22 protein-coding genes, 1 tRNA gene and 1 pseudogene are annotated in these 26989 nt (G+C 48.1%); 9 read left to right on the forward strand and 15 right to left on the reverse strand.

The features are described from left to right. Positions 1-2: 2 nt before the first annotated feature. Both ilvB and ilvD read right to left on the reverse strand, forming a co-directional pair. Entirely contained in the window at positions 3-1697 is a 1695-nt protein-coding gene (gene ilvB / locus ABWH99_RS22830; RefSeq protein WP_375584079.1) for a biosynthetic-type acetolactate synthase large subunit, read from the reverse strand. A 5-nt stretch (positions 1698-1702) separates the two neighbouring features. After that, positions 1703-3384: pseudogene (ilvD, locus tag ABWH99_RS22835) on the reverse strand (dihydroxy-acid dehydratase). 548 nt (positions 3385-3932) lie between these two features. Here ilvD and ispE point away from each other — a divergent pair. Next, positions 3933-4742, forward strand: coding sequence for a 4-(cytidine 5'-diphospho)-2-C-methyl-D-erythritol kinase (gene ispE, locus ABWH99_RS22840; protein WP_375584080.1), 810 nt, complete (start codon positions 3933-3935; stop codon positions 4740-4742). A gap of 1 nt (position 4743) precedes the next feature. Here ispE and ABWH99_RS22845 read toward each other — a convergent pair whose 3' ends face one another. The 3 genes from ABWH99_RS22845 to tgt are packed head-to-tail and all read right to left on the reverse strand — an operon-like array spanning position 4744 to position 7920. Next, positions 4744-5661, reverse strand: coding sequence for a DMT family transporter (locus ABWH99_RS22845; protein ID WP_375584081.1), 918 nt, complete (start codon positions 5659-5661; stop codon positions 4744-4746). Position 5662: 1 nt separating this feature from the next. Next, complete coding sequence (locus ABWH99_RS22850; protein WP_375584082.1) at positions 5663-6736, reverse strand: LptF/LptG family permease; 1074 nt, start codon at positions 6734-6736, stop codon at positions 5663-5665. A gap of 53 nt (positions 6737-6789) precedes the next feature. Beyond that, complete coding sequence (gene tgt, locus ABWH99_RS22855; RefSeq protein WP_375584083.1) at positions 6790-7920, reverse strand: tRNA guanosine(34) transglycosylase Tgt; 1131 nt, start codon at positions 7918-7920, stop codon at positions 6790-6792. Between the two features lie 122 nt (positions 7921-8042). Between tgt and ABWH99_RS22860 the strand changes: the two genes are divergently transcribed. Genes ABWH99_RS22860 through rsmG form a run of 3 tightly spaced genes read left to right on the forward strand, consistent with a single transcriptional unit; the run spans position 8043 to position 10423 of the window. Beyond that, entirely contained in the window at positions 8043-9170 is a 1128-nt protein-coding gene (locus tag ABWH99_RS22860; protein ID WP_375584084.1) for a glycosyltransferase, read from the forward strand. Further along, the gene (locus ABWH99_RS22865; RefSeq protein WP_375584085.1) at positions 9161-9772 is read left to right on the forward strand and encodes an RNA polymerase sigma factor; all 612 of its coding nucleotides are present in this window, start codon (positions 9161-9163) and stop codon (positions 9770-9772) included. Before ABWH99_RS22860 ends, ABWH99_RS22865 begins: the two co-directional genes overlap by 10 nt. 3 nt (positions 9773-9775) lie before the next feature. Next, complete coding sequence (gene rsmG, locus ABWH99_RS22870) at positions 9776-10423, forward strand: 16S rRNA (guanine(527)-N(7))-methyltransferase RsmG (protein WP_375584086.1); 648 nt, start codon at positions 9776-9778, stop codon at positions 10421-10423. Positions 10424-10499: 76 nt separating this feature from the next. Here rsmG and ABWH99_RS22875 read toward each other — a convergent pair whose 3' ends face one another. Genes ABWH99_RS22875 through era form a run of 3 tightly spaced genes read right to left on the reverse strand, consistent with a single transcriptional unit; the run spans position 10500 to position 13252 of the window. Beyond that, positions 10500-11033 (reverse strand): hypothetical protein, encoded by a 534-nt coding sequence (locus ABWH99_RS22875; protein ID WP_375584087.1) that lies wholly within the window; start codon positions 11031-11033, stop codon positions 10500-10502. Between the two features lie 3 nt (positions 11034-11036). Continuing rightward, the gene (der, locus tag ABWH99_RS22880) at positions 11037-12350 is read right to left on the reverse strand and encodes a ribosome biogenesis GTPase Der (RefSeq protein ID WP_375584088.1); all 1314 of its coding nucleotides are present in this window, start codon (positions 12348-12350) and stop codon (positions 11037-11039) included. A gap of 11 nt (positions 12351-12361) precedes the next feature. Then, positions 12362-13252, reverse strand: coding sequence for a GTPase Era (gene era, locus ABWH99_RS22885; protein ID WP_375584089.1), 891 nt, complete (start codon positions 13250-13252; stop codon positions 12362-12364). A gap of 759 nt (positions 13253-14011) precedes the next feature. Here era and ABWH99_RS22890 point away from each other — a divergent pair. The 3 genes from ABWH99_RS22890 to ABWH99_RS22900 all read left to right on the forward strand — a co-directional run bounded on the left by ABWH99_RS22890 (position 14012) and on the right by ABWH99_RS22900 (position 16855). Next, positions 14012-14084 (forward strand) — tRNA-Met (locus ABWH99_RS22890). A gap of 41 nt (positions 14085-14125) precedes the next feature. Beyond that, positions 14126-14386 (forward strand): GIY-YIG nuclease family protein, encoded by a 261-nt coding sequence (locus ABWH99_RS22895; RefSeq protein ID WP_375584090.1) that lies wholly within the window; start codon positions 14126-14128, stop codon positions 14384-14386. Positions 14387-14980: 594 nt separating this feature from the next. Then, on the forward strand, positions 14981-16855 hold the full coding sequence (locus tag ABWH99_RS22900) for a serine hydrolase domain-containing protein (protein ID WP_375584091.1): 1875 nt from the start codon (positions 14981-14983) through the stop codon (positions 16853-16855). Positions 16856-17545: 690 nt separating this feature from the next. Here ABWH99_RS22900 and ABWH99_RS22905 read toward each other — a convergent pair. Beyond that, positions 17546-18022: a c-type cytochrome gene (locus tag ABWH99_RS22905; protein ID WP_375584092.1), complete on the reverse strand. Its 477-nt coding sequence runs from the start codon at positions 18020-18022 to the stop codon at positions 17546-17548. A gap of 597 nt (positions 18023-18619) precedes the next feature. On the opposite strand from ABWH99_RS22905, the gene ABWH99_RS22910 reads away from it, so the two are divergent. Together ABWH99_RS22910 and ABWH99_RS22915 are read left to right on the forward strand one after the other, a co-directional pair. Continuing rightward, positions 18620-19702: a phosphatidylinositol-specific phospholipase C1-like protein gene (locus ABWH99_RS22910; protein WP_375584093.1), complete on the forward strand. Its 1083-nt coding sequence runs from the start codon at positions 18620-18622 to the stop codon at positions 19700-19702. Between the two features lie 12 nt (positions 19703-19714). Continuing rightward, positions 19715-21580, forward strand: coding sequence for a metallophosphoesterase (locus ABWH99_RS22915; RefSeq protein ID WP_375584094.1), 1866 nt, complete (start codon positions 19715-19717; stop codon positions 21578-21580). Positions 21581-21681: 101 nt separating this feature from the next. Here the strand turns inward: ABWH99_RS22915 and ABWH99_RS22920 are convergent, their stop codons facing one another. The 6 genes from ABWH99_RS22920 to ABWH99_RS22945 form a co-directional block, all read right to left on the reverse strand. Then, positions 21682-22548, reverse strand: coding sequence for an SDR family oxidoreductase (locus ABWH99_RS22920; RefSeq protein WP_375584095.1), 867 nt, complete (start codon positions 22546-22548; stop codon positions 21682-21684). 87 nt (positions 22549-22635) lie between these two features. Further along, a complete protein-coding gene (locus tag ABWH99_RS22925) occupies positions 22636-23790 on the reverse strand; it encodes a serine hydrolase domain-containing protein (protein ID WP_375584096.1) in 1155 nt (384 codons plus the stop codon). A 103-nt stretch (positions 23791-23893) separates the two neighbouring features. Next, complete coding sequence (locus tag ABWH99_RS22930) at positions 23894-24454, reverse strand: hypothetical protein (RefSeq protein WP_375584097.1); 561 nt, start codon at positions 24452-24454, stop codon at positions 23894-23896. A gap of 140 nt (positions 24455-24594) precedes the next feature. Beyond that, positions 24595-24810, reverse strand: a complete 216-nt coding sequence (locus tag ABWH99_RS22935; RefSeq protein WP_375584098.1) for a hypothetical protein — start codon at positions 24808-24810, stop codon at positions 24595-24597. Positions 24811-25035: 225 nt separating this feature from the next. Continuing rightward, positions 25036-25656 carry a CatB-related O-acetyltransferase gene (locus ABWH99_RS22940; RefSeq protein ID WP_375584099.1) on the reverse strand — a complete coding sequence of 207 codons (621 nt, stop codon included), beginning with the start codon at positions 25654-25656 and terminating at the stop codon, positions 25036-25038. A 100-nt stretch (positions 25657-25756) separates the two neighbouring features. Beyond that, complete coding sequence (locus ABWH99_RS22945; protein WP_375584100.1) at positions 25757-26983, reverse strand: MFS transporter; 1227 nt, start codon at positions 26981-26983, stop codon at positions 25757-25759. Positions 26984-26989: the final 6 nt, after the last annotated feature.

The raw sequence follows: 26989 nt of genomic DNA on the forward strand, positions 1-26989 counted from the left end.
AATCAACTAAGTCTAACTTCTTCTACTGAGCTTCCCGAGGCGATCATTGGGAAAACGTTGTCCTCTTTTTCTACGACTACCTCCAGAAAATAGGGGCCGTCGTGTACAAACATCTCGGCTACTGCCTGACGTAAATCCGATCGCTCGTCTACTTTTTGTACTTTGAAGTTGTAGGCTTCGGCGATCTTCATAAAGTCCGGATTGTCCAACTCGGTAAAAGAATAGCGTTTGTCAAAAAACAATTGCTGCCATTGCCGTACCATTCCCAGGAAATTGTTGTTCAACAACACCACTTTTACCGGCGCTTTGGTTTGCATGATGGTGCCCAATTCCTGAAAGGTCATTTGGATACCTCCGTCGCCCACCACGCAAATAACCTGCCGGTTGTAATCGTGAAGCTGGGCTCCTAGGGCAGCCGGAAGTGCAAATCCCATCGTACCGAGTCCTCCGGAGGTGACCTGGGTACGGGTGGTCTTGTATTCAAAATACCTCCAGGCCACCATTTGGTGTTGCCCCACATCGGTTACCAGGATTGCATCGTCCGCCTTGAATTCGTTGATATGGCGAATCACTTCGCCCATGGTCAAACCTACCTTGGTCGGTGAAAGATCGTTCCCCACAACCACCCGCTTCTCTTCGGCCTCCAGTTCACGGAATTCCTGAATCCATTCGGGATGGGTTTTCTTCGCCACCTTTTCTGTAAGCTTTTCCAGGCTGATCCTGCAGTCGCCTACAACGGCTACTTCACTCTTCACCGTCTTATCGATTTCCGCCGGATCCAATTCCAGGTGAATTACCTTCGCTTGCTTGGCATACCGCTTCACATCCCCGGTAACCCGGTCGTCAAAACGCATCCCAACAGCAATCAATACGTCACACTGATTCGTAAGTAAGTTCGGTCCGTAATTGCCGTGCATGCCTAATTTTCCAACGAAATTCGGGTGTTCCTCCGAAAGGGCTCCGGTGCCCAGAAGGGTACAAGCCGCAGGTATTCCGGATTTATCGAGGAATGCTTGCAGCGCCTGTTCGGCCTTACCCAGGATAACTCCCTGACCAAATAGAACGTAGGGCTTCCTGGCCTGATTGATCAGGTTCGCAGCCTTTTCTATGATCGCATCTTCCACTTTGGGATAGGGTCGGTACGAACGGATGTTCAAACAAGGCACGTAGTTGAATTCCCCAAGACTGGTCTGGGCATCCTTGGTGATGTCAATCAAAACCGGACCCGGTCTTCCCGACCGGGCGATATGAAATCCCTTGGCAATGGCAGGAGCAATGTCTTCCACCCTGCGAACCTGAATGTTCCATTTGGTGCCGGGCATGGAAATACCCACCACATCCGTTTCCTGGAAAGCATCGGTGCCCAACAGGTGGGAAGCTACTTGTCCGGTGATGCACACGAGCGGTGTGCTGTCGATGAGGGCATCTGCCAGACCGGTAATCAAATTCGTAGCGCCCGGTCCGGAGGTAGCCATACAGACGCCAACCTGGCCGGAAACCCGAGCATAGCCCTGGGCAGCATGAATTGCTCCCTGCTCGTGCCGGGTTAGAATGTGCTGTATGCGATCCATGTAGTCGTAGAGGGCATCGTAAACAGGCATGATGGCGCCTCCGGGGTAGCCAAAAATGTATCTGGCATTCTCTGCCACCAGCGATTTGATGACAATTTCAGCCCCTCTCATTTGTGAATCATTCATAGTGGTTAACTTTTATCTGTCACGCATCCTTCGGATGCAGTGGAAACTAACTGCGAATATTTTTTCAAGGTACCCTGTAAATGGCTCAAGTCTTTGTTTACCCAGGTTTTCTTTCGCTCTGCAAAGGTCTCTTCCGACACGTTGCAACTGATTTCCAGGGTTTCGGCATTGATCGTGACCACGTCCCCATTTTGCAGCAAGCCTATGGGACCGCCCATATATGCCTCTGGCGTGACGTGACCAACCACAAAACCGTGAGTGCCTCCGGAAAAGCGGCCATCCGTTATCAAGGCTACATCCGCACCCATGCCTGAGCCGATGATGATCGAGGTGGGTTTTAGCATCTCCGGCATACCCGGCCCTCCTTTGGGACCTACGTAACGGATCACGACCACATCTCCCTTCTGAATTTCCTGGTTTTTCATGGCATCGTTGGCCTCCTGCTCGGAATTAAACACTTTCGCAGGTCCGGTAAACGAAATCCCTTCCTTGCCCGAGATTTTTGCAACGGACCCTTCCGGTGCAAGATTCCCTCTCAAAATACACAAATGCCCCGTTGCTTTGATGGGATCTCCAGGGGATGGATGACATTTCCGCGTTCCGCCTTCACGGGAGTGACATTGGCGAGATTTTCCGCGACGGTCTTTCCGGTGACCGTCATGCAATCCCCATGAAGCATTCCGTTATTCAGCATGTATTTCATAAATGCCGGGAGCCCACCTTGTTCATGCAGGTCTTCCATCATGTACTTGCCACTGGGTTTGAAATCCCCCAGCACTGGCGTAGTTGCATTGATTTGCTTCAGATCTTCCAGTCCAAAATCAATGCCAGCTGTGCGGGCGATGGCCAACAAATGAAGTACCGCATTGGTACTACCCGCCAGAGCAACCACCACCCTTACGGCATTTTCCATGCTTTTCCTTGTTAGTATGTCTTTTGGCTTGAGGTCCATGGCCAGCAGGTTCGCGATGTATGCTCCGGCGGCCTCACATTCCGCTGCCTTTTCCGGAGAAGTAGCCGGGTTGGAAGCGCTGTAAGGGAGCGACAAACCCATCGCCTCAATGGCCGAGGACATGGTGTTTGCAGTATACATCCCACCGCAGGCACCGGCACCCGGACAGGCATTTTTAATGACGCCCATGTAATCCTCGTCATTAATTTCATTCTTAATACGCTTTCCATAGGCTTCAAATGCCGAAACAATGTTTAGCTTTTCCCCTTTGTACTTGCCCGAACGAATCGTTCCCCCGTACACCATGATGCTGGGTCGGTTGACCCGCAACATGCCCATAACTGCTCCGGGCATGTTTTTGTCGCAACCGGCTACGGCAATAACTCCATCAAAAGCATGGCCCAAAATGAAGGATTCAATGGAATCAGCGATGATTTCCCTGGAAGGCAGGCTGTACCGCATGCCCGAGGTGCCCATGGATATACCGTCGCTGATACCTATGGTGTTAAAAACCATTCCCGTGAGTTTCGCTTCCACAGTAGAGGCCTTAATGGCTCTGGCAAAATCGTTCAGATGCATGTTGCAGGGATTGCTTTCGTATCCACAGCTAGCCACACCCACAAACGGCTGCTTCATTTTCTCATCTGTAAGACCTGTGGCGTACAACATGGCCATGGAAGCAGGATTTTCCTGGTTATCGCTTACCTCCCAACTGTGTTTTTTCGAATCACTCATTCTTTTGTATCGATTTTATTAAGAACTGGCTTATAAAAAAAAGTGCTTCACTCAAATGAAGCACTTTATTGAATTTTTCTATCGTATAAATAGATTAGCACTTCATCCTGTACTAGATGATAATGACGATAAGGACGACGACGCTAACCCGTATAAACATATTTTTACTCCCGAAAGGGCTTTTTTCTCCTATTGACATGTATATTATAATGCAATATTAAAACCCTTATTCCATACTTACAATATTTTATTTCTTTTTTTAATTTGAACAAAACAACAAAATTATGCGATTGAAATAAAAGTAGAAATTATAGTTTATTATTACATTAAATGAGAAATTTAATTTTCTATATTTTAACAATGGAAAAAATTTCAAAATATTATTCTGATACAAATTATTCTTAAATTTTTTTGCCAAAAACACCCTCTCTCAACGTCCTGACCTTACCTGAGGCCAGTGACGGCTCAATCGTCCGCAGGTTAATTTGGAATGGTATAGGAACTATTTCAGCGCTTTCTTTTACTTTTGACACCAAACGCACGCTGACATGATTACTTTTCCAAACGCAAAAATCAATCTGGGCCTTCGCATCCTGGGAAAAAGGAGCGATGGATTTCATGAAATTGAGAGTTGCCTGTACCCCATCCCCCTTACCGATGCCCTGGAGATGATCCCCTCCCGCTCGTTCACTTTTGCCAGCAGCGGAAACGCTATCCCTGGAAACGAAGCAGACAACCTGATCGTAAAGGCCTACCGCATGCTCGCAGCAGATTTTCACGAGGTTTCTCCGGTCGCTTTTCATTTGCACAAACACATTCCCATCGGGGCGGGGCTCGGAGGCGGCTCCTCCGATGCCGCCTTTGCACTTGCCGCGCTGAACAAAATATTCGATTTAAACATAAGCGATCAAACACTAGCGAATTACGCGGGAAAATTGGGCAGCGATTGTCCCTTTTTTATTCGAAACAAGCCACAACTCGCCCGGGGTAGGGGAGAAATCCTCGAAGAAGTCAAACTAAGCCTGGCGGGCAATTGGTTGTTTTTGGTCCATCCGGCCATTCATATCGGTACGGCAGAAGCCTATGCGGGCGTACGTCCGGCGCCGACCGCAAAAAAACTGCCGGAGGTTTTGGTCGATCCTGCTTCCTGGAAACAGGACCTGATCAATGATTTTGAAATCAGCATTTTTTCAAAATATCCGGAAATCGCCGCCATCAAAGCGCAGCTTTACGCAGCAGGTGCCTGGTACGCCGCCATGTCCGGTTCCGGGTCCGCAGTGATCGGCCTTTTTGCCGAAGAACCGAAAAAGCTAAATTTTCCCTCCGGCTATTTCACCTTCTCCCAGCAGCTTTCCTAAACTACTGAATACGGCGCAATTGACGTATGCTTCTTTTCTTCAGGGCATAGTGAATGAGGGGATACATGGCTACCGAGGCCAGGATGATGCCCGTTCCCAGGTAAAATTCCCCGGCCATTTTTTCCTGTTCCCCAAACACCAGCACAGCTAGCAATATGCCGTACACTGGCTCCATGTTGATGGTCAGATTGATCGAAAATGCCGATAGTCGCTTCATCAGCTCAACCGAAAGGGTAAACGCCGCCACCGTACATACCTGCGATAGTACCAAGAGCCAAAACCAATCCCAGCCAGTCGGCAGCCATGTGATCCCCACTTCCGAAACAACCCCCGCATAAACGGGCAAAAAACAAACGGAAGCCAGGAACGCGCCACCCATCTCGTAAAAGGTGATGATGTACGAACTGCGGGTGCGGGTGAGTTTCGCGTTAATCACCGTAAAAACGGCGCCTACTACCGCAGAAATCAGCGCCAGGCTCAGGCCCAGCCAATATCCCCCTTCGAATTTAAAAATCACAACCAAGCCGACAATGACCAGCAATCCCAGAACCAACTCGTACCATTTTACCGGTTGCCTGTTTGCCAGGGGCTCAATCAGGGCGGTCCAAAAGGAGCAGGTAGCCATGCCGGCCAGACAAACCGAGACGGTAGACACCTGGGCCGCCCAAAAGAAAAGGATCCAATGAATACCAATCAGCGCCCCTGTTCCGATAAACCGAGCAAGGTCCTGCAACGGCACCCCCAAGCCCCTTCCTTTGAGACGAATAAAAATTCCCAGCCCAATCCCTGCCAATAGCGTTCGGTAGGCTACCATTTCTACCGGTGGGAGGCTAATGAGCAGGCCAAGGACTGCGGTGAAGCCCCAAAGGAAAACCACCAGGTGAAGCCAGAGATAATCTTTAACCAGTTGTTGCTCCATCTTACCTGGGAACGGTTTTGTAAAGCACCAATCCCGTAAGCCCAAAAACAATATTTGGTATCCAAACCGCCATTACCGGGTAGGCCGTACCTGCCTCTGCAAACGTGCGGGAAAGCAGGAACAGAATGATGTAGACAAAGGCCAAAAGAAATCCCAGAGCGATCTTGAACCCGGAACCTCCCCGGGTCTTTTTGGCTGATACGATCACCCCGATAAACGTAAGCAAAATGGCCGCAAAGGGAGACATGAAGCGCACGTATTTTTCGATGCGGTAAAAACTGATATTGTCTGCGCCCCTTTCTTCCAAAATTTGAATTTGCTCAGTGAGTTGGGGAAGCGTAAGCGTCTCGTGATGGTTGAGTGGCAGATCAAAATCCTTAGGGGTGATGGACAGGGTGGTATCCAGTTCTTCCCCGGTAGACCACTCCTCCTTCATCTCTCGCAGTTCGCGCAACTTCCAGTTTCGCGCACTCCAGGCATTTTTTGCCGTATCCCAGACGATGCGATCCGCCGAAAACTTGGACACCAGCTTGCCCGAATCGATCTGTTCCAGTGTAAAATCGTGCCCGGTATTGACCGAGGTATAATACCTTGAAATGTAGGCATACACATCTGGAGCCACTTTGATATGGATGTTTTGTTGGTTGGATTGGTATTGCTTGTCCAGGTATTCGACTTTAAATTCCGAGACCCCGGCCGTGGCCACCGGTAAGACCCAACCGTTAAGAAAAAAACTAACCAGAGCAATGAGACAGGCAGAGACCAGAAACGGAACCAACATGCGGACAAAGCTAACGCCACTGCTCAAGATCGCAATAATCTCCGTTCTTCCCGCCATTTTCGAGGTAATGAAAATGACCGAAATAAAGACCGTAATCGGCGTGAGCAGGTTGTTGAGGTACAACCCGTAGTTCAACATGTACTGGAGTACCTCCTTGGTAGGAACCTTATTCCGGATATAGGTGTCGTTTTTTTCCGTAAAATCCAGCACCAATACGATCAGGATCAACATCAAAACTACAAACAGGTACGTTTTGAGAAAATCCCGAATGATCAGCTTGTCCAGTAATTTCATACCAAGGGGTCGTTTATGCCATTCCAATACAGACGGATAATCTCCGGCACGGTTTACAACCTCCGGCTTACTTTTTCAACCATTTGCTTTTTCCAGGAGAAAAAGTCTCCTGCCTTAATCCGCTCTTTTGCCTGACCGGTAAGCCAAAGGTAAAAGGATAAATTATGAATACTCGCAATTTGAGCCGCCAGCATTTCTTTGCTGAGGGTCAGGTGGCGCAGGTAACTTTTGCTGTAGAAATTACTCACATACGACTGAAATCCCGAATCCAGCGGAGAAAAATCCATTTTCCATTTTTCATTCCGGATATTGACGATGCCCTCCGAGGTAAACAACATACCGTTTCTCGCATTCCGGGTGGGCATCACGCAATCGAACATGTCGATCCCCAGCGCGATACCTTCCAGGATATTGGCCGGTGTTCCCACGCCCATGAGGTACCTCGGTTTGTCGGCTGGCAAGAGGTCGGTGACCAGATCCGTCATTTCGTACATCAATTCGGCAGGTTCTCCGACCGACAAACCCCCAATGGCGTTGCCTTCTCTCTCCTGATCGGCTACAAAACGAGCAGCCTCCTGTCGAAGGTCTTTGTACGTACTCCCCTGCACGATCGGAAACAGCGCTTGCCGGTATCCGTACTTTCCTTCGGTGGCATCAAAACGCTGGATGCAGCGTTTCAACCAGCGATGGGTCAGCTCCATGGAAGTCTTGGCGTAGCTTCGCTCACAGGGATAGGGCGTGCATTCATCAAAGGCCATCACGATATCCGCACCGATACTACGCTGAATGTCCATCACCGATTCCGGGCTAAAATGGTGCCTGGAACCGTCTATGTGGGACTGAAAGACCACACCCTCTTCGGATATTTTCCGGCTTTCGGCCAAAGAAAAAACCTGATACCCGCCACTATCGGTCAGAATGGGCGCGGACCATCCCATGAATTTATGCAATCCCCCGGCGGCCTCCAAGACCTCTAGACCGGGGCGAAGGTACAAATGGTAGGTGTTGCCTAGAATTATTTGTGCCTTCACATCGTAGGTAAGCTCCCGCTGATGCACTGCTTTTACGGTCCCCGCCGTCCCCACGGGCATAAATATCGGCGTTTCGATTTCCCCGTGGTCTGTCAGTAGTACACCCGCCCTGGCTTTGCTGGCCTGATCCTTCGCTTGAAGTTTAAATTTCATTCCTGGCATTCGTTGAAAAATCCCCCTTTTACTCCGTATATTTGCGCACAAAAATAGGTGCATTTCTACAAAAGAAACGAAATTTTTGATTTAATCTTACGCTGCCTTCAAAGCGCAATGCTATGGAAATGATTTTATGGGGACTCTTTTTTTTAGCTGCCGGAGTTCAATTCACCTATTTACTGGTTGTCTTTGGAAGGTTTGCTTTTTTTTATACCAACCGGAGTGCGCGTACCCAGGACCAGAATACCAGTGGTGTATCCATCGTAATCGCAGCACGAAACGAAGCCGACCATCTAAAGGACCTGATTCCGCTGCTGATGCAACAGCAATACCCCACATTTGAAGTGGTGGTGGTGAATGACCGCTCTACAGATGCCTCCGAAGCCCTGTTGAACGCGTATTCCCGTCAGTATTCCGGACTCCGGGTGGTGCATATCCGCTACACACCTGCCCACCTGACAGCCAAAAAGTACGCGCTCACACTGGGTATCAAAGTTTCTAAACACGACACCGTTTTACTTACCGACGCCGATTGCCGGCCGGTGTCCCCCAACTGGATCAAACGCATGTCAGCCCCGGTACGTAACGAGGGCAAAACCTTCGCGCTGGGACACGGCTCCTACCTGGCCTTACCCGGCTTGTTGAACAAGGTCATTCAGTTTGAAACCTTGATGACTGCCATCTATTATTTTTCTTTTGGGTACTGGAAATCGCCCTTCATGGGTGTGGGCAGAAACCTTTGCTACCGAAAAGATTTCTTCCTGGAAAAGAAGGCGTTTAAATCCCTCTGGCACATAGAAGGGGGGGACGATGACCTCTTTGTCAACCGTCATGCCACGGCTGCCAACACCGCCGTGGTGGCCCACCCGGAGAGCATCACCGTGTCCCAGCCAAAAACAAGCTTCCGGGAATATTTTATTCAAAAAAAGCGGCATTTCCACGCGGGGAAATATTATCAGGCAAAGGATAAACTAAAACTGGGACTGTATACGTTAAGTCATTTGGTATTTTGGGCTACGGGAGCCGGACTCCTTTTTGTTAGCACCGACTGGGAACCAATTGCCTTGGTATTGGGGTTAGTTTTGGCAAGAGCGATGATTCAGTATCTGATCATCAGTGAAGCCAAAAAAAAATTGGAAGGCCGGGGAAAAGTGGCTTGGACCCTGTTTTTCGATCTCATGTATATGGTATATTTTTGGATACTGGGTATGCAAGGGTACCTGTCAAGAACGGTTAAATGGAAATAAACGAAAGAGGTTTTTCGGACAAAGCGTTAGAGGATTTCGAACTGATCGACAAAGCGGTCAGGGAGAAAGACCAGCAGGCCTATGCCTCACTGATGAAGCGTTATAAAAAAGCCGTTTATTTCATGATTCTCAAGATGATCCGCGATGCGGATGATGCAGAGGACCTCACCATGGAGGCCTTTGCGAAGGCATTTCGAAATTTGCATAAATTCAAAAAAGACTATACCTTCAGTACCTGGCTCTTTCGCATTGCGACCAACAATACCATCGATTTTATCCGGAAAAAGAAACTCAAAACCATGAGCCTGAACAACACCATGACGGACGATGGCGGTAATTCGGTGACCATTGATATCGAAGACGACGAAAACAATCCCCAGGACGAATACATCAAAAGTCAACGGAAAGAGATGGTGCGGATTTTTGTTTCCAAACTACCTGCCAAATACCGCAAGTTGGTCAAACTACGGTATTTTGATGAACTCTCCTATGATGAAATTGCAGAAGAGCTGGGAAAACCTCTGGGCACCGTGAAAGCCCAACTACACCGCTCCAGGGAGTTACTTTTTGAAATCGCTCAGGGCAAAAACGAGCACATCTGAACCATGGACGCCAACCCTACCCTGATTCAGTCTTATTTTCCAAACCTTAGCCCCGTTCAGATCGAGCAGTTTGCACGCCTTGGAGGCCTTTATCAGGACTGGAACAGCAAGATCAATGTGATCAGCAGAAAGGACATGGAGCATTTTTACCTGCATCATGTCTTGCATTCTCTCGGGATTGCCCGGGTAATTGCGTTTCCCGGCGGCAGCAAGGTGCTGGACATCGGCACCGGAGGAGGTTTCCCCGGGATCCCCCTGGCCATCTTGTTTCCAGACGCGCACTTCCACCTGGTCGATTCCATCGGGAAGAAAATATCCGTGGTCAAAGACGTGGTTCGTCAACTGGGCCTAAAAAACATAGAAGCCCAGCAAGTACGTGCGGAAAACCTAACCCGTACGTATCACTTTATCGTCAGCAGGGCAGTCACCCGGATGGAAAAATTTTATCCCTGGGTTCAGCGCAAATTTCGGAAGGAAGACTTGCACAAGGATTTTCAAAACGGTGTATTTTACCTGAAAGGGGGCGAGGTGGACGAAGAATTGGAAGCCCTGAACCTGAGTTACGTCTCCTTTTTTCTGGATGATTACTTCACCGAACCGTTTTTTTCTACAAAAAAGGTGGTTTATATACCCTATACCGGTAAACGGTAGGCCGGATCCGGAAGAATCGAAGTGCGCCCACCTCTACGGATCGTTGTTCCGAAAAAAAACCAATGACAAGGGAATGCTAACGCGTCAGCAGGAACTCTGCGCGGGCTTCCCCAACCGTGACGCCCTCCAGGTCAAACTCCTCAAAATCCGATACATCCGGCACCGTGGCAACCCGCAGCCGGTTGTCGGTAAATTCGAGCACCTCCATCACAAAGGAGTCGTCCAAATCCTGCATCCGCAGCTGTCCATCCCTTAGCTCCCAATTTCCGGTAAAGCGATCGCTGCCCTGTATGGGAAACCGCTCGGTCCGGAGGGGAAGGCCGGCAGTACTTACTTCTACCGAAAAAACAAAGCCGCCCGTCGCTTCCACCGATTGGGGATCCTCTGCGAATGTTACGCTCATTTGGTACTGCTCGCCGGTTCCGGTGAGGGATACGGGAATTGCTATCGGGGAACCCGGCAGCATGGCGCTGCCCGAAGCCTGCACGCTGGCTGCTTCCAGATTCCACACGCCGCCGGATAATCGGGGCTGTTCCGGTGCTTCCTCCGCCGATTCACAGGCAACCAACAGGACCAATCCTACCCATGCAACTAACCACTGACGATTCATAACTTATTTCTTTTTGTAGGTGATTTTAACGGGCACCCCTTCAAAATCAAAGTTTTCCCGCAGCCTGTTTTCCAGAAATCGGGTGTAGGGAGATTTGATGTATTGGGGCAAGTTACAGAAAAAGGCGAACACCGGATTCTTGGTCGGCAACTGGGTAATGTATTTGATTTTGATGTATTTCCCCTTGTTCGCAGGGGGTGGATATTTTTCGATTTCAGGCAGCAACCGTTCGTTTAACTTGGAGGTCGGGACTTTTCGGTGCTTGTTTTCGTACACTTTCATCGCCAGTTCCATGGCCTGAAAGATCCGCTGCTTGGTCAACGCCGAGATAAAGATGATCGGAATCCATTTGTTTTCCCCCAATTTTTGGGTCATGTCGTCTTTAAACGTTTGCATGGTTTTATGGTCTTTTTCGATCAAATCCCATTTGTTTACCATGATCATGATCCCCTTGTTGTTTTTAATCGCCAGCGAAATCAGGTTGACATCCTGAGCTTCGAGTCCCCGGGTCGCATCCACCATGACAATGACCACGTCAGAATCTTCCAGCGTACGCAGGGAACGCATGACGGAATAGAACTCGATGTCTTCTTTTACCTTGGCTTTCTTACGAATACCGGCGGTGTCGGTCAGGATGTAATCCTTTCCATAGAGTTGATACCGGGTGTGGATCGCATCCCGGGTAGTGCCCGCTTCGTCCGTGACAATGGACCGTTCTTTGCCAATCAGCGCGTTGAGAAAGGACGATTTTCCAACATTGGGCCTCCCCAAAATGGATAGTTTCGGAACACCCTCGTCAGGGTCTTCCTCACCTTCGTCCGGAAACTTTTGGATCACCTCGTCCAACAGGTCTCCTATTCCGCTTCCGCTGGCCGAAGAGATGGGGAAAATCTTTTCTTCTCCGAGACCCAATGCATAAAATTCATTGGCCATTAGCATTTTATCCAGGTTATCTGCCTTGTTCGCGACCATGAATAAGGGCTTGTCGGTGCCCCTGAGCTCCTTCGCAAATTCGGTGTCCAGATCGGTCAGCCCGTCCAGGCAATCTACCACAAATAAAATCACTGAGGCTTCTTCAATGGCCAGACGCACTTGTTTTCTGATTTCTTTTTCGAAAATCTCATCCGATCCGGTCACGTACCCTCCGGTATCGATCACGGAAAAAAACCTGCCTCCCCACTGTGCATGTCCATAATGCCGGTCCCGGGTTACTCCACTAAGATTATCTTCGATGGCTTTTCGCTCCTCAATGAGCCGGTTAAAAAGCGTGGACTTCCCCACGTTAGGTCTCCCTACAATTGCTACAATATTAGCCATAATGTGCTGTTTTATTGGTCGTAACCAAATTTTCTTAGTTTATTCTTATTTTTACGCCAGTTTTCCTCCACCTTTACGTAGGTTTCCAGAAAGACCTTCTTGCCGAAAAATTTCTCCATTTCCTGCCGGGCGAGGGTACCTACCCGCTTCAGGGCCTTTCCCTTATCGCCGATGAGGATTCCCTTCTGACTCGGACGCTCCACGTAGATGAGTGCCCGCATGCGTATGAGTTGCTCCGTTTCCTCAAATTCCTCCACCCGCACCTCGGTACTGTAGGGAATCTCTTTTTTGTAGTGGGTAAAGATTTTTTCCCGGATGATTTCGGAAGCAAAGAAACGCTCCGGACGATCGCTCAGTTCCTCCTTGTCGTAAAAGGGCGGATGTACCGGCATTCGGTCCAGGATTTCCTTCAATACCTTCTGCAAATTAAAATTTTCCAGCGCAGAAACCGGGATGGTTTCCACGGCCTGAATGCGGTCCTGCCAATATCGGGTTACTTCCTCTAATTTGTCGTCCTTGTTCAGGTCTATCTTATTGATGAGCAGAAGCACCGGCACACCGGAGGCATTCATTTTTTCAATGATTTCCTCAATATCCGCATCGTCTTCAAACAAATCCGTCACGAACACAATCACATCGGCATCCTCCAGCGATAAGTTCACAAAGCTCATCATGCTTTTGTGCAGCTCGTACTTGGGTTTGAGCATGCCGGGCGTATCTGAAAAGACAATTTGGTAGTCCGGTTCGTTCATGATTCCCAAAATCCGATGGCGCGTGGTCTGGGCTTTGGAGGATATGATCGAGAGTTTTTCACCCAACAGGGCATTCATCAGGGTAGATTTTCCCACATTGGGTTTTCCTATGATATTGACAAAACCTGCTTTGTGTTCGCTTTCGGGCATGGACGCATTTTTTTTACAAAGGTACTTGATTTTTGAGAATATGTCCTTACCTTTGTATCACAATAACGGACAGGGGGATAAAAAACCTTTGATGCCGTATAAAATACCGAAAAGCGGTTATAACTAATTTTGATTCAAGATATACAGTCGGATAAGTCGATCGCAGCAAGGGGTTCGACCTGTACCGGCCCTCACAGGCAAAATGCTTATTCCGACCCTCGGAAGTATAATCCTCAAAATTGAAATTTTGAATTAAAAATATTTTGCAGGATGGATCCGCCCAGGCAGATCGTTGGGCTTATATCCGCCGCGGCGGACACAGGTTCAAATCCTCAAAATTGAAATTTTGAATTAAAAATATTTTGCAGGATGGATCCGCCCAGGCAGATCGTTGGGCTTATATCCGCCGCGGCGGACACAGGTTCAAATCCTTAAAATTGAAATTTTGAATTAAAAATATATTGCGGGATGGATCCGACGCGGCGGATCGTTGGGCTCATATCCGCCGCGGCGGACGCAGGTTCGAGTCCCTAAAATTGAAATTTTAAATTAAAAATATATCGCGGGATGGATCCGCCGCGGCGGATCGTTGGGCTCATATCCGCCGCAGCGGACGCAGGTTCGAGTCCCTAAAATTGAAATTTTGAATTAAAAATATATTGCGGGATGGATCCGACGCGGCGGATCGTTGGGCTCATATCCGCCGCGGCGGACGCAGGTTCGAGTCCCTAAAATTGAAATTTTAAATTAAAAATATATCGCGGGATGGAGCAGTTGGTAGCTCGTTGGGCTCATAACCCAAAGGTCGCAGGTTCGAGTCCTGCTCCCGCTACTTAGGAAGGCACTGGAAACAGTGCCTTTTTTGTTATTTTTATGGTTACGTTTACTGTTTATGTCCTCCACAGTGAAAAATTTAATAAAATCTATATCGGATTTACTTCTGATCTGGAAAAACGACTGATCTCCCATAATGAACTGGGCAAAAAGGGGTGGACGATTAAATTTCGCCCTTGGAAAGTCATACATACTGAGGAATTTGAATCCAAAAAGGAAGCCATGAATAGAGAAAAATATCTCAAAACAGGAGCGGGTAGAGAATTTATTCGCAGTCTTATTCCCAAAGAAACCCCTTGATACGGTTCGCCTGTTTCCCGTCCAGATCCACACGTATACCTCCTAACCCTAAACGAGCCGCCAACACAGCCGTACCATCCGTAGCGTATCTAATCCAAGGAAGGGGCAGCATGGGCCACCTTTCCCGAATACGCTTTTTTTGCTAGCCTGACCTATTCCCTGCTTCGATTTAAATCACTGATGGGAATGCCAACATGAGCATGCATATCCTACGATCGTTCGGGGGCAAAAAGACCGGCTTGTTGCCTTTATCGACAAAAAGGGTAAATTTATTAACGAAGCGCCAAGGATCTGATCAAGCAACAACTAAACGATCTGGGGAAAACAAATCAGGCTCCCCTAAGCCTACGCAACGCTTGCTCTTGTGTAGCACTGACACTGCAGGCAAATCCAGCTATCGAACAGAAACGATCGTATAGGGGTATGTACCCCGGATATGCCGGATACCGTCTGTAAAACCGCACTGCTCAAAGGTCGCCTCCTTACACTAATTCTCGGGGACCTTCTATTTGGTCGTTATTTACTACATTAGGTGCTTAAATAGGCCACTAATCACTTATATCAACGGAGGCTACCGGTAGCCCAAAATCAACGATGAATAAGGTCATTTTCATTTTAGCATTGTTTTTTACGTTAAACGCTTTTGGACAGAAACTGCATAAGCAGCAAATTTCGATGACTCTGGATTCTTTGCGGAAAGCGAATGAAATCGAAGGCCTTCAGGTGGTAATTGTTTCCAGCGACAGTGTGTTATATCAGGAAAGTTTTGGGAGAAAGAAAGGGGGGCATCAAGGTATCGACAACACATCCATTTTCTGTGTGTCGTCCATTACCAAAAGCTTTACCAGCATCGGCATCATGAAGCTCGTAGAACGAGGAGAAATAAGCTTGGATGACAAACTTAAGGATATTGCCCCCGAAATTTCGTTTGAAAACCCCTGGGAAGAAACACATCCTCTTAAAGTAGTTCATTTATTGGAACATACCACAGGATGGTCGGATGTACTGTTCTCCCAGTTCGCTGCCGACCGGCAAAGCCTGTCAATTTTTGAGCAAGCCAATGATTTTCCAGGCTCAAGAGTGTGCAATTACCCTCCCGGGCAATACTTTTCTTACCAAAATACCGGACCTACTGTAGCCGGATATCTGTTAGAAAAAATATCAGGTAGTTCGTATGAGGAATTCATTAAAAATGAAATTTTGGATCCGTTGAACATGTACGATTCCTCCCTTGATCCGGCATCGGCGGTTGGTAAAGACAGGTTAGCCATCGCCATAGCAGATAATGTTCCTTATCGCTTGATTGTTGACGTGCCGTCCGGAGGGATGTTCACCAATAGCCATGACATGTCTAAGTACCTTCGTTTACTGCTTAATCAAGGAACCGTCGATGGTATCACAATTCTTTCCCCTGCTTCAATGAACCGAATGACCACCGCCCAGTCAACGCTGTCTGGGAAATCGCGGTATGAAATCGGATATGGGTTGGGACTTTGGTCGGATCGTTTCAAAGGTATTAAATTGATAGGGCATTCGGGGGAACAACCGAGTTTTGGTTCTTATATGATCGTTATTCCTGAGTTGGACCGGGCTTTTTTTGTTGCGTCCAATACGGAACTGCCTCCGTTGAATCCTGTGATAACAGCCCTACAAAATTTCATTGTGGATTCCGAAAATACCTGGCTGCCGGAGGAAGGTAAACCGTCAAAAAAAGAAACCATTGCAGGGTATTACAGGTCTCTAAACACGCCAAGCAATACGGGTAAGATAGGCGCTTTTTTGAATCCGATCCTAACCACTAGCTGGATTGGTGAAGAAGATGGCGAATTATTTTACACGGCGCTAACCCATTCAAAAAGGTACAGGCTTTATGAGGATGGAGCGAACCATATTTATTATACCGATGAAGAGGGATATAAAAACTGGTTCTTTGTGGGGGAAAACTGGCAAGGAAATTCCATCTTACAAAACGGAAAATCTTCTGGCAACCTGAAAAGGGTCTCTGCAATTTCAGTATGGGGCAGCCTAGCCTTAGCTGTGTTTTGCATGCTCACGATTCTTTCCCTGCCGTTGGTTTTGCTGATAAGACTCATTTTGAAATATTTAATAAGAAGTGAAGTAACCTTTCAACCTGCTATCCAATTGATGAGCACTGCTTTTTTTTCACTATTGACCGCAGCTTTGGTGATCGCTTTTATAGTACCTCCTGCGGATTCTTCTCCGCCGGAAATATTGAAATTTTTAGATACTGTCGGAAAAATAACCCCAACATCTATCGCTATATTCACGTTAACCCTGCTTTTTGGTCTGTTTTCAGTCCTTGCGATGCTTGTAAGCGTTAATAATATCAGAAGGTGTCGTTCGGGATTACTAAAAATTTATATTCTTGGGCTAAATCTGGTTTTCGCTGCCATTTGCGGCTATTTACTGACATTTGATATAGTGCCATTCAGATCATGGCTATTTTAGTCCTCACAGGAGTAAACAAAGGCAATCAAGGTTCTTGTTTCTAAAATCAGGTACATCGCGTACCGCTGAAAGTTGGTGCTAACACAATGATTCGAATACCATCAGCATCGTATAGACAACAGGGTCGGAAGCGCTATAATCAGCTTATTTCTGACCGGACCCATTTCCCTAATACTCGGTAGGATGGGCAAAAACAGTGGTGAAAACCAACTTGTAATTAGCAATTCAAGGATTTGGGGTTGTTTATACTGGTGTAGATTTGGATGAATTAACGGAATAGTGTAGACTTATGGCTACACCAGAAAGGTGCTCTCCATCGAATTTGGACGGATCCAGCGTTCGGTCCCCCTCCTACTATTAATCCGGTCGGGCTTCGTTACCCAGTGAGACCTCTGTAGCTCTTACAGCTCGTTCCCGGTGACTATTATGACCTACCGTTAGCGGGGCACAAGTCGGCTGACTTCTCTAAGGTGTTCCCGACATCCAGCCCACCCTGCAAACCGGCCCTTCGCTAAAATCTTCCAATGGAAGATTTCCTTACGCTCGGTCCTCTCGGTAAGGTGAATATCCCTGCCTGCGGCAGGAAGGCTTCTGCCTCCCTTCAGCCGGGCCCAAAGCTCTCGCTTTGTCCTCAGCCGTGCCAGATACCGTAACGAAGTTGGTTCCTCATTATACCCGGCACGGTTTCAATCAATACAGATAGGGATGGTAGTCGGTCGCCGGTGCAGTCACCTTGTATTCCGATTGAAGAAAAGCGACCAGATCAATGAGTTCCTGAACCGTCATCAGCTCGTTGTAATTCTTCATCTTGGAAAGCCCTTCTTCGGTACGGGCGTTTTCTTTGTATGTCCACGCGATTTTGTGGGAAGGGTTGATGACCGAAGTGACTAACTCTCCGTAGGATTTCTGACTGCTGACTTCACCACCGAGGGGTATTCTGAGACCATCATTTTCTCCCTCCCAGTCAACTCCGGAAATACTGTGGCAGGCATTACAGGCCAATCTCGTATAGGTCGCCTTTCCTAGTTCACGATCGCCCTCCGGTAATGCAAAACCCCGCTCCTGTGTGGTACAACTACCTATAAGTAGTCCGCCATACACCATCATTAACAGCATGAACGAATGCGCCGAAGTACTTAAGGTAGTCTTTTTCTTCAACTGAAACATACACGATTGTTTTAATAAAAGATTTGATTCTCAAATGATTGCTGGCAATGAAGATACGTTCTATGCTCAAGAAAAATAATGATTTACATCAGACCAGTCATTGACTTTTCTCAGGAAGTTACGTTAGCAATGGCAGATCACCACCTGAAGCAGCAATGTTCACCAGTTTCTGGAAATTGGGGATGCGCATTCCCGCTTCCTCCGTCCTGAAATCGGACGTAAGGCTTTTACCCATTCCTTCAATTAATTTTGGTAAAAAAGAGCTTTTGGAGCAGTGGCACCTGCTGAAGTATTGAATTAACAGGATCCGGTTTCCCCTCTCTGCGTAAATCCAAGTTTACAATACCCTTTGTCCTTAATGTTCCAGGACATCAGGTCATTTTTGGAGCTGGCAGGATTCAATGACCGGCTGCCTTGGTTATTCAAAAGCGGCAACATGACAACCATCCTCGTCATCCGCTAAAAAAACGTAACCAACGTAGGTCGTGGCCTTAATTGTCACTTCGTTGATTCCTAATAAAATCGTAACAAAAAAGTGATCTTATTCTTCGAGATTTGTAACGAAAAAAAAGCAAATTGAGATTTAAAAGCAATCCAATGAAACAAGCATATTCAATCCTCCTGACGGCTTTATCCCTGCTCGTCCCCCTACTTCTGCCGGCCCAAGGTCTCAAACTAAATGAGATACAGGTCATCGGCAGTCACAATAGCTACAAAAGTGCCATGGCACCGGAAATTTTGGAATACCTGGCAGGTATCAACCCGGCTTCGTCAAAAAGCCTGGAGTATGCCCACATTCCCCTAGAGGCCCAATTGGACTTGGGATTGCGAAATCTTGAGCTGGACGTGTTTCACGATCCCCTGGGCGGACGGTATGCTAATCCCAGGGGCTTGGAAATTATTCAGGCCACGGGAGCGAGTCTTTCGGACTTTGACTCCGCAAAATCCTTGCTTAAACCCGGATTAAAACTTTTTCACGTGCAGGATTTGGATATTCAGTCCCATTACCTGCTATTCGCAGATGCATTGAAAGCGCTAAAAGCTTGGAGCGAAGCGCATCCCGGACACACACCCGTCTTTGTTTTAATCAATGCAAAAGACGGCAATATTCCCGGTACGCAGCAGACGCTACCGTTTACCGCAGCCGCGCTGGATAGCATCGATTTAGAAATCCGCACCCATTTGGGAACGAAACACCTCATCACTCCCGATTTGGTCCGCGGGGAATTTACAAATCTGGAAACAGCTGTTTTGGCGGGCAACTGGCCCTTGGTGGACGATGTCAGGGGGCGGTTTCTTTTTGTATTGGATGAAAATGAAGAGAAAATTGATCGCTACCTGAGTGCCAAGCCTGATTTGAAAGGAGCTGTACTTTTTGTGAATAAAAAGGAAGGAAATCCCACGGCCGGTTTTCGAATCATCAACGACCCCATCCAAAACAAAGCCTACATTCAGGAATTGGTCCGAAAGGGCTACATGATCCGAACTCGTGCGGATTCGGATACGCGCGAAGCGCGCACGGAAGATTACACCAAATTTGAACATGCCAAGGCTTCCGGCGCACAGGTACTTTCTACGGATTACTATCAGCCCTCGACCTATTTCCCTTCCAGCTATCGCGTCCGTTTTGAAGGAGAGCTCTTTGAAAGGCCAAATCCCATTTTAATTCAAACTCCTTAATTTTCACCCAAATTGACCGCAAAGGCTTTTCCTCTTCTCGTGTTGACTGGCGCATGTCTGCTGATGGGCTACCATTCCAACCTGCAAGCGCAAGCGCAGCAAATTGAACTTGCCTTTCTTTCCGACATCCATTTGCAAGATGTCTATGCCCCCCTTCATTCTCCGGAATTCAAGGGGATATTTAATCCCAAAACGGGCAAATACGCCACCATTCGCAGCATGAAAAGCCAATTGAACTCCACGCGGCTCTTCAATGAAAACTACTTTGCCTTTATACAGGCCCTGGAGGACCTGCGGCACAAAGGCATACAACTGGTGGTCCTCCCGGGTGACTTTACCGACGACGGACAGCCCATGAACGTGCTGGCTTTGCAAGGAATATTGAATAGCTATGCCAGGAAATACCGGATGCGATTTTTTTTGACTACCGGAAACCACGATCCGGTAAAACCGTTTGGGGGAACGGGGGGAAAAAAGGATTTTCTGGCAGGCGATGGCTCCGAACAGGCCCTTGCGGGGGATGCTGATTTTTTTCCATCCGAGGAAGTGGCGGTTTCAAGTCAGATCAATTATTGGGGATACGAAGAGATTACCCGGGCCTTGGCTGATTTTGGCTTTTTCCCGGCCGCGGAGGACATTTTTTGGGCACATCCCTTTCAGGAATTGGATGTAGACGGCTATGACTTTCGCCGGGCCTTGGAAAATTCCCGACTGGATCAGCGGCTGTACCGGGCCGAAAACTCGCAAAGGCTATTGCCGGATGCCAGCTATGTGGTCGAACCGGTAGCCGGAGTTTGGCTTTTGGCACTGGATGGCAATGTGTATGCACCTTCGGGAGAGGATTGGAGTGGCTCATCCGTGGGTTTTAACCAGGCGGTAACGGCGAAACGCCACCAGTTGAAATGGATCGAGAAAGTCGTCCTGGAAGCCGAAAAACGGGGAAAAACGCTGATTTCCTTTAGCCACTATCCCTTGGTGGATTTCCACGATTCCGCCTCGGATGCCATGAAATCACTATTTGGCGAAAAAAAATTCCAGCTGGCCAGAGTCCCTTCCCGGGAAACCAGCAGCGAATATGCCAAAGCGGGCATACGCATTCATTTTGCCGGACACATGCACATCAACGATACCGGGATGTTCAAAGAGGCTGTAAGCGGTAAAACGCTCTATAATGTACAAGTACCTTCTTTGGCGGCCTTTCCCCCTGCCTACAAAATCCTGACCCTTCCGGAGCCGGAAACCATGGAGATTTCTACGATTCAACTCGAAACGGTGGATCGCATGGATGAGTTTTTTGACCTGTACCGCGTGGAGCAGCAATGGCTACTACAGACCGACGATCCCAAACGCTGGAATCCACGTATTTTGGACGCCAGAGACTACCTGGACTATACACGAAACCACCTGCTACAACTGACCGAATCCCGATTTATCCCAACCGATTGGCCGGAAAACCTGGCGGCTGTATTGCAGGAACTCAGCCAAATGGATTTGGAACGCTGGGCGGGCATGGGTTCCGAAGACGGCGAAAATTTTTTGATGAAAAAACTGGAAGAAACAAACCAAACAGAGCGACCGGATGATTTCCAGGGAAAGCTGATTGAGGACTTCTATTTACTAAAAAATGGAGATGAGTTGGGGAAAAACCTGATTCCCGCGGTAAGGCTACGTTTTTACGAAAGCTTTTTTTTAAAATTGCTGCATAAGCCATTGTCGGAAAGTCAGGTTCTGGATGCCCAATTGGTTCGGTTTTTTAGTATTTTCAAACAGCTGTATCATTCCTTACCCTCAGATCATTTTTTAATCGATCTGCGACAGGAGGAGATCAGGCGGTTTGAAAAAAAACCAAGCAGTTTGGAAACCACGCCGCAACGATGAAGTTACAAACCGCAATGGAGGAACTGATTTTGAAATATTCTCAATCCTAAATCGGATTCCTAAAACAATGCTGGACGGTGCCGGGAGCGAACCGGCAGCACCTACTTCTCCTCTATCCGATCGCTTTCTTCTCTGAAAAAGGTCTCTAACCGATGTATCCCATACCGGGGCGCTATGTTGTCCTTTGCCGCCATGGTGAGAAAAAACTCGATCGGTCCATAGATACGCGAAGCCGTACAGGCACGAAGAATCCCGATGGCCGATTTTCGCAGCCAATCGGGCAAATGGATGATACTTCCCTCTTTGTGCATTGCCTGTAGCGCGAGGGCAGCGATTTCATTTTGAGTAAGAATATCGGGGCCACCTACCTCCACTTCTTGCTGATTGGAGTCAATTAGATCGACCACTACGCGTGCGAGGTCGAGACCGTGAATGGGATTGAGTTTGTGTTCACCATCCCCAAATAGAAAAATCCTACCCGATCGGGCCATCGCAAGAAAATCCTTCATGTCTGAATAGAATCCATTGGGCCGGACGATGGTATAATTCATCCCCGAGGCTTTTAGCACATCTACGAATCGCTCCTTGGCTTCCGTGATTTTCAGCTTGCGCATTTGATCCCCATGAAGAACGGATAGGTAGATAAATTTCCGTGCACGATGCCTGAGGGCAAAGTCCAGAAGATGGATATTCGCCTGATAATCTACGTCCATGTAGCTGAGGCCATCCTTTTGTCGGGTAATGCCTACCGTCGATATCACGGCGTCAATGGGGCCTTTCAGACGGGGAAACGTGGTAGAATTGGTGACTTCCACCCGCTCTATTTCCTTTTCCTCCAGCCCTAATTGCCGAAGTTTTTGCGCATTCCGCCCAAAAGCCGAGAGGGGCCTACCCTGCCGTTTAAGTTCTTTCGCAATAAACCCTCCCAGGTATCCGCTGGCTCCTGCGAGAATGATTTTACCGGTCATATTCTTCTTGATTTTTTGGACAAATAGGCCTTTTTTGGATGCAAATCGAGTACGCTCCTACCTGCTAACGGGCGACAGCCATTGGTTTCACACCTTGGTGTCCCGCATATGCCGTAGCACGTCGATCAGAAATTTTATGGCGCCGTTTTGAAATGCCGACTGATTAAAAGTTCCGGTCAGGTAAACGTTCAATTCAGGGCAGTAGTACATAAATGAGCCGGTGAATCCGGAGTGTCCGACGAGGGTAAGGTTGGGCAACAGTGGGAACAATTCATTTAGCCTCCATTGCATCAAGCCATACCCATAGTACACCCCTTTGCCGGCCGGAGTCCAGTCCTGCATGGCTTCCAAACTTTCTTTTTGGATCATTCGTCCCTCGACTAGCGCTTTTAGAAAGGTTGAAATATCCTGGGTAGTGCTTTGGAGACCGCCGCCTGCCCAATCACTGGAAAGACTGCTCATTTGAGACACCTCCAGATCATCAAAGTAAATCTCGGTCATGGGACCGACTGGTTTTTTCCGCGGTGCAGATCTCAGGTGCATGGAGGTACTGGCCAAGCCTAGCGGGGTAAAAATCCTTTCTTCGAACACCTCATGGAGCGGCTTTTTCTCCAATTCTTCGATGATCAATCCCAGCAAGACGTATTCGGTATCTGTGTAGTGATAGTCCGTTCCAGGAGCAAAACGCGCTTGGAACCCCGCCGTGTAGAAGTCCAGAATTTCTTTGGGAGACCAAAACTTGTCTCGGTTGTGAAGGATCTCTTTCAGCATGTTCTCTCCGATACTGGGCCGGTCTTCGAAGTAATCCGAAAGCCCGGAGCGGTGTTGCAAAAGATGGGCAAGGGTTATTTCCTTCGTCCAATCTTTTCCTTCCCAAATATGAAGTCCCTGGGTTAGAGTATCCGGAAGAAAATGGTGCATGGGGGAATCAAACTCGATTTTTCCTTCCTCCACCAATAAGGCAATGACCACTGCGGTGAAGGTCTTTCCCAGGCTGGCTGTGTGAAAAGGACTCTCGGCAACTACCTTTTGACCGTTCTTAAATTGCCCAAAGGCCCAACTTTTTTCAAAATCCAGTGTTTTGGATTCAAGGCGAAAGACGCCCTGTTTTAGTAGCTGCTTGTTCATCGTCTTTTGAAAAAGACGATCGAGCTTTCGTTCCATTTTGGGAAGGCCCTGGGTAGCGAGGAATTGGAAAACAAACATGACTGGAATGAGTAAATAAAGGTTTCGGGATTTCATTACTAATGAATTATTTGGTTGAAGAAACCCGGCAGGGGGCAAGCCAGGAAAACACCATGGCTATCCCCTACTGGTTTCCGGGGCATTGGGATTATCGCTGATTTTAGAAAAGCGAAATGCCCACTCCGATCGAGAAATTGGTTCCATCCAGGTTTCCGCCCTCATCGCGGCTCACCCGAGCCATATAGAGCCGGGTTTGAAGATCCAGGGCCCATCTTTCGCGCTGCAGCAGCTCATATCCAGTGGCGAGCAAAACCCCTTTTCCCCAGTCTGATTTTCGGGACTGGCTTTTCGACTCATACAGGGCACGGGTATCCAACGAAGCTCCGTACCCGCCACTGAGCCACCATTTGTCGGTAGCCCAGAATTGGATGGAGGGAACGATGCCTTCAAAGCTCCTATCCACTCCCTCGGACTCGTAGATTTGTCCGACTGTATTCACATAAATGGCTGTTCTGGGGGATACAAACCAACCCATTTTCAGGTTGGGGAGGGATATTCCTCCTCGCGTGGCTTTTTCGCTCATGCCTTCGGTGAAGTGCAATGCGCCTACCCCCACGAAAGCTCCGGCAGTGAAGCCTTTGCGGATGGGCTTTTCCGTTTGTGCCTGAATGTTCAAGACGGCAATCAGGGCGATAATGAAGGTGAAGATTAGCTTTTTCATTTTTTTTGTTGTTTACGTTTGACTTGTTTTGGTTTTAAGTTGATGGGACAAAGTTGGGCGATAGGAAACGGTCGGTCGTCCTAAATGATGATTTGGGACGTTTCGATGAAATGCCGGACCTTTGCCGATTTGATCATGAATTACTCCTCCCCGGAAGATTTGAGCATGAAGTTAACGAGGCCGATTCCTCCACCTACGGCCATGCCCGTACTGATCCAGAAAGTGATTTGATTATCAAGGTCCACTCCCAATAATCCGAGTGCCGTGATTCCGATGGCCGTACCGATGGCCACTCCGAGTAAGGTGCCGATGGCAACACCAATACCTGTTCCCAGTGTAATTGCTTTGTTTTTCATTGTTGAATGAGTTGTGTTTTTGATAAATGAGTGGGACAAAGGTAGGCCGGAGCAAGCCGCCAGTCGTCTTGATTTATGATTCGGGACGTCTTGGTGAAATCCCGAACGTTGAAGTAAAGAGGGATTTAAAAAACAGGCAATTGGAGTAGGGGTACCGAAAGATATGCCCATAGGAGAGTGGATCCCTACGGCCGATTGAGCCAGGAGGCAGTAGATTCACGCCCATCAAAGAAGCGAATCGACTTGCTCTCCGGTCAACTGCTGTACATGCTGGGTGATTCGCTCGATTGGCCAATCCCACCATTTCAACGCCAGGAGCTGTTCAATTCTTTCCGGAGAAAAACGCTTTTTTATTTCCCGGGCTGGGTTGCCTCCCACCACGGTATAGGGATCGACGTCTTTGGTGACTACCGACTTACTGGCAAGGATGGCGCCGTCTCCGATTTGGACTCCTGGCATGATGGTGGCTCCAAAGCCTATCCACACGTCATTCCCGATCCTTGTATCTCCCTTATTAGGGTAGCTTTTCCCTTCCATGGCTTTTTCCCATCCTTTTCCGAAAATAGCAAAAGGAAAGGAGGAAATCGATTTAGAAAGGTGATTGGCTCCGTTCATAATGAAGGTCACATCCGAGGCAATCATGCAAAACTTACCGATAATCAATCGGTCCCCCACGAAATCAAAGAGGTATTTGACATTTTTTTCAAAATGGTGAACATCCTCGAAGTCATGGTAATAGGTATAGTCGCCTACGTGGATTTGAGGATTCTTGATCACATTCTTTAAAAAGCAAAGGCGCTCATAGGCTGCTAAAGGGAAGGCCTGGTCTTTATCTGGTCCGCTCATGATTTGATCTTTATTTAGTAGAAATCAAAAGTCGCGGATACCAACGGACAAATCGTCCGGGTGTATGATTTCGGACGTTTTGGTAGACACATTTATTCGGTCAATCCGATTCCGAATAAGGGTTGGCTTCAACCCGGGCATTCACCAAAAAGATCATCCCCGTAGATAAAAGCATCAAAACTACGATCAACGTACCGATCTGGGGATAATGGAGGAGTCGTCCATCCAACGCCTGAAAAGTAATCCAGCCTGCAATCGCTGCTGCTAAGCCTCCTGCCAATTGCTGAATGGAAGCATCTATCGCCAGAAAAGCTCCGCGGTCGGACGTTCTGGGAACTGCCGTAGCTAATGCCGTGGCAGCAACCATGCGGGCATTCACTCCCAAAAATAATCCCACGTGGATACCGAGTACCCATTCGAAGGTTTGAATGCCTCCCCAGGTATAAACCGCTACTGCAGCTATGGCGATTAGCGTACCCGAAACGAATACGGGCCATTTTCCAAATCGATCGGCTAGTTTCCCCAGGGCCGGTGCTGCTAACAGGCTGGTGAGGCCGATTGCACCGTACACATAGGGCAGTTGACTGTCAGCTATTCCCAGATTATTGGTGAGAAAGGCGGCATTGAAAGTCATAAAAATCACATCTCCACCCACGATCAATGTGTTGGCGCCATATACTGTCCAATAGGAGGGATTTTTAAGGTTCGAAAAAAGGTGATTCCAGGGAGAGGACGATTCGGGCGAGGAATTTTCCAGCGGGCGAATGAGAAAGACGACTAGTAAAAGTGCAAAAACTCCTATGCCGGCTATCATTCCATACGCCATTTGCCAGGAAAAAGAACTTGCAATGAACAGGGACAAAGGAAGGCCAATCACCAGACTGGCAGCAAAAGCCATTTGAATCCATCCCACGGCCCGCCCCCGTTGGGCAAGGGAAAACAAATCGGCCACCATTGCGTAGCAAATCGAAGCCATCACCCCTCCGAAGGCACCTGTAATGACTCTGGCTACCAGAAGTGCGGAAAAGCCAGGTGCCAAAGCGCAAAGCAAGATCCCCAGCAAAAACCCGGTATAAAAAACTAAAAGAATGGATTTTCGGTCAAATCGATCGGCATACCCGGAGGCGAGGAGGGCAGAAATTCCGGCACTGACTGCGTAGGCAGAGGCAATCAGACCAAATTCCTGTGTACTGAGGTGGAGTTGGTCGAGTAAAGTGCTGCTCAAGGCAGGAAGCAACATGTAATCCAGCACGACGGTAAAAAGTAGGCCCGCTATTCCCAGAATGACAAAGGATTGGTACGAAGAAAAAGCTTCCTTTTTGGCCATGAAAAC

The sequence above is a fragment of the Cyclobacterium xiamenense genome, assembly GCF_042140265.1.
GTDB lineage: Bacteria > Bacteroidota > Bacteroidia > Cytophagales > Cyclobacteriaceae > Cyclobacterium > Cyclobacterium xiamenense_A.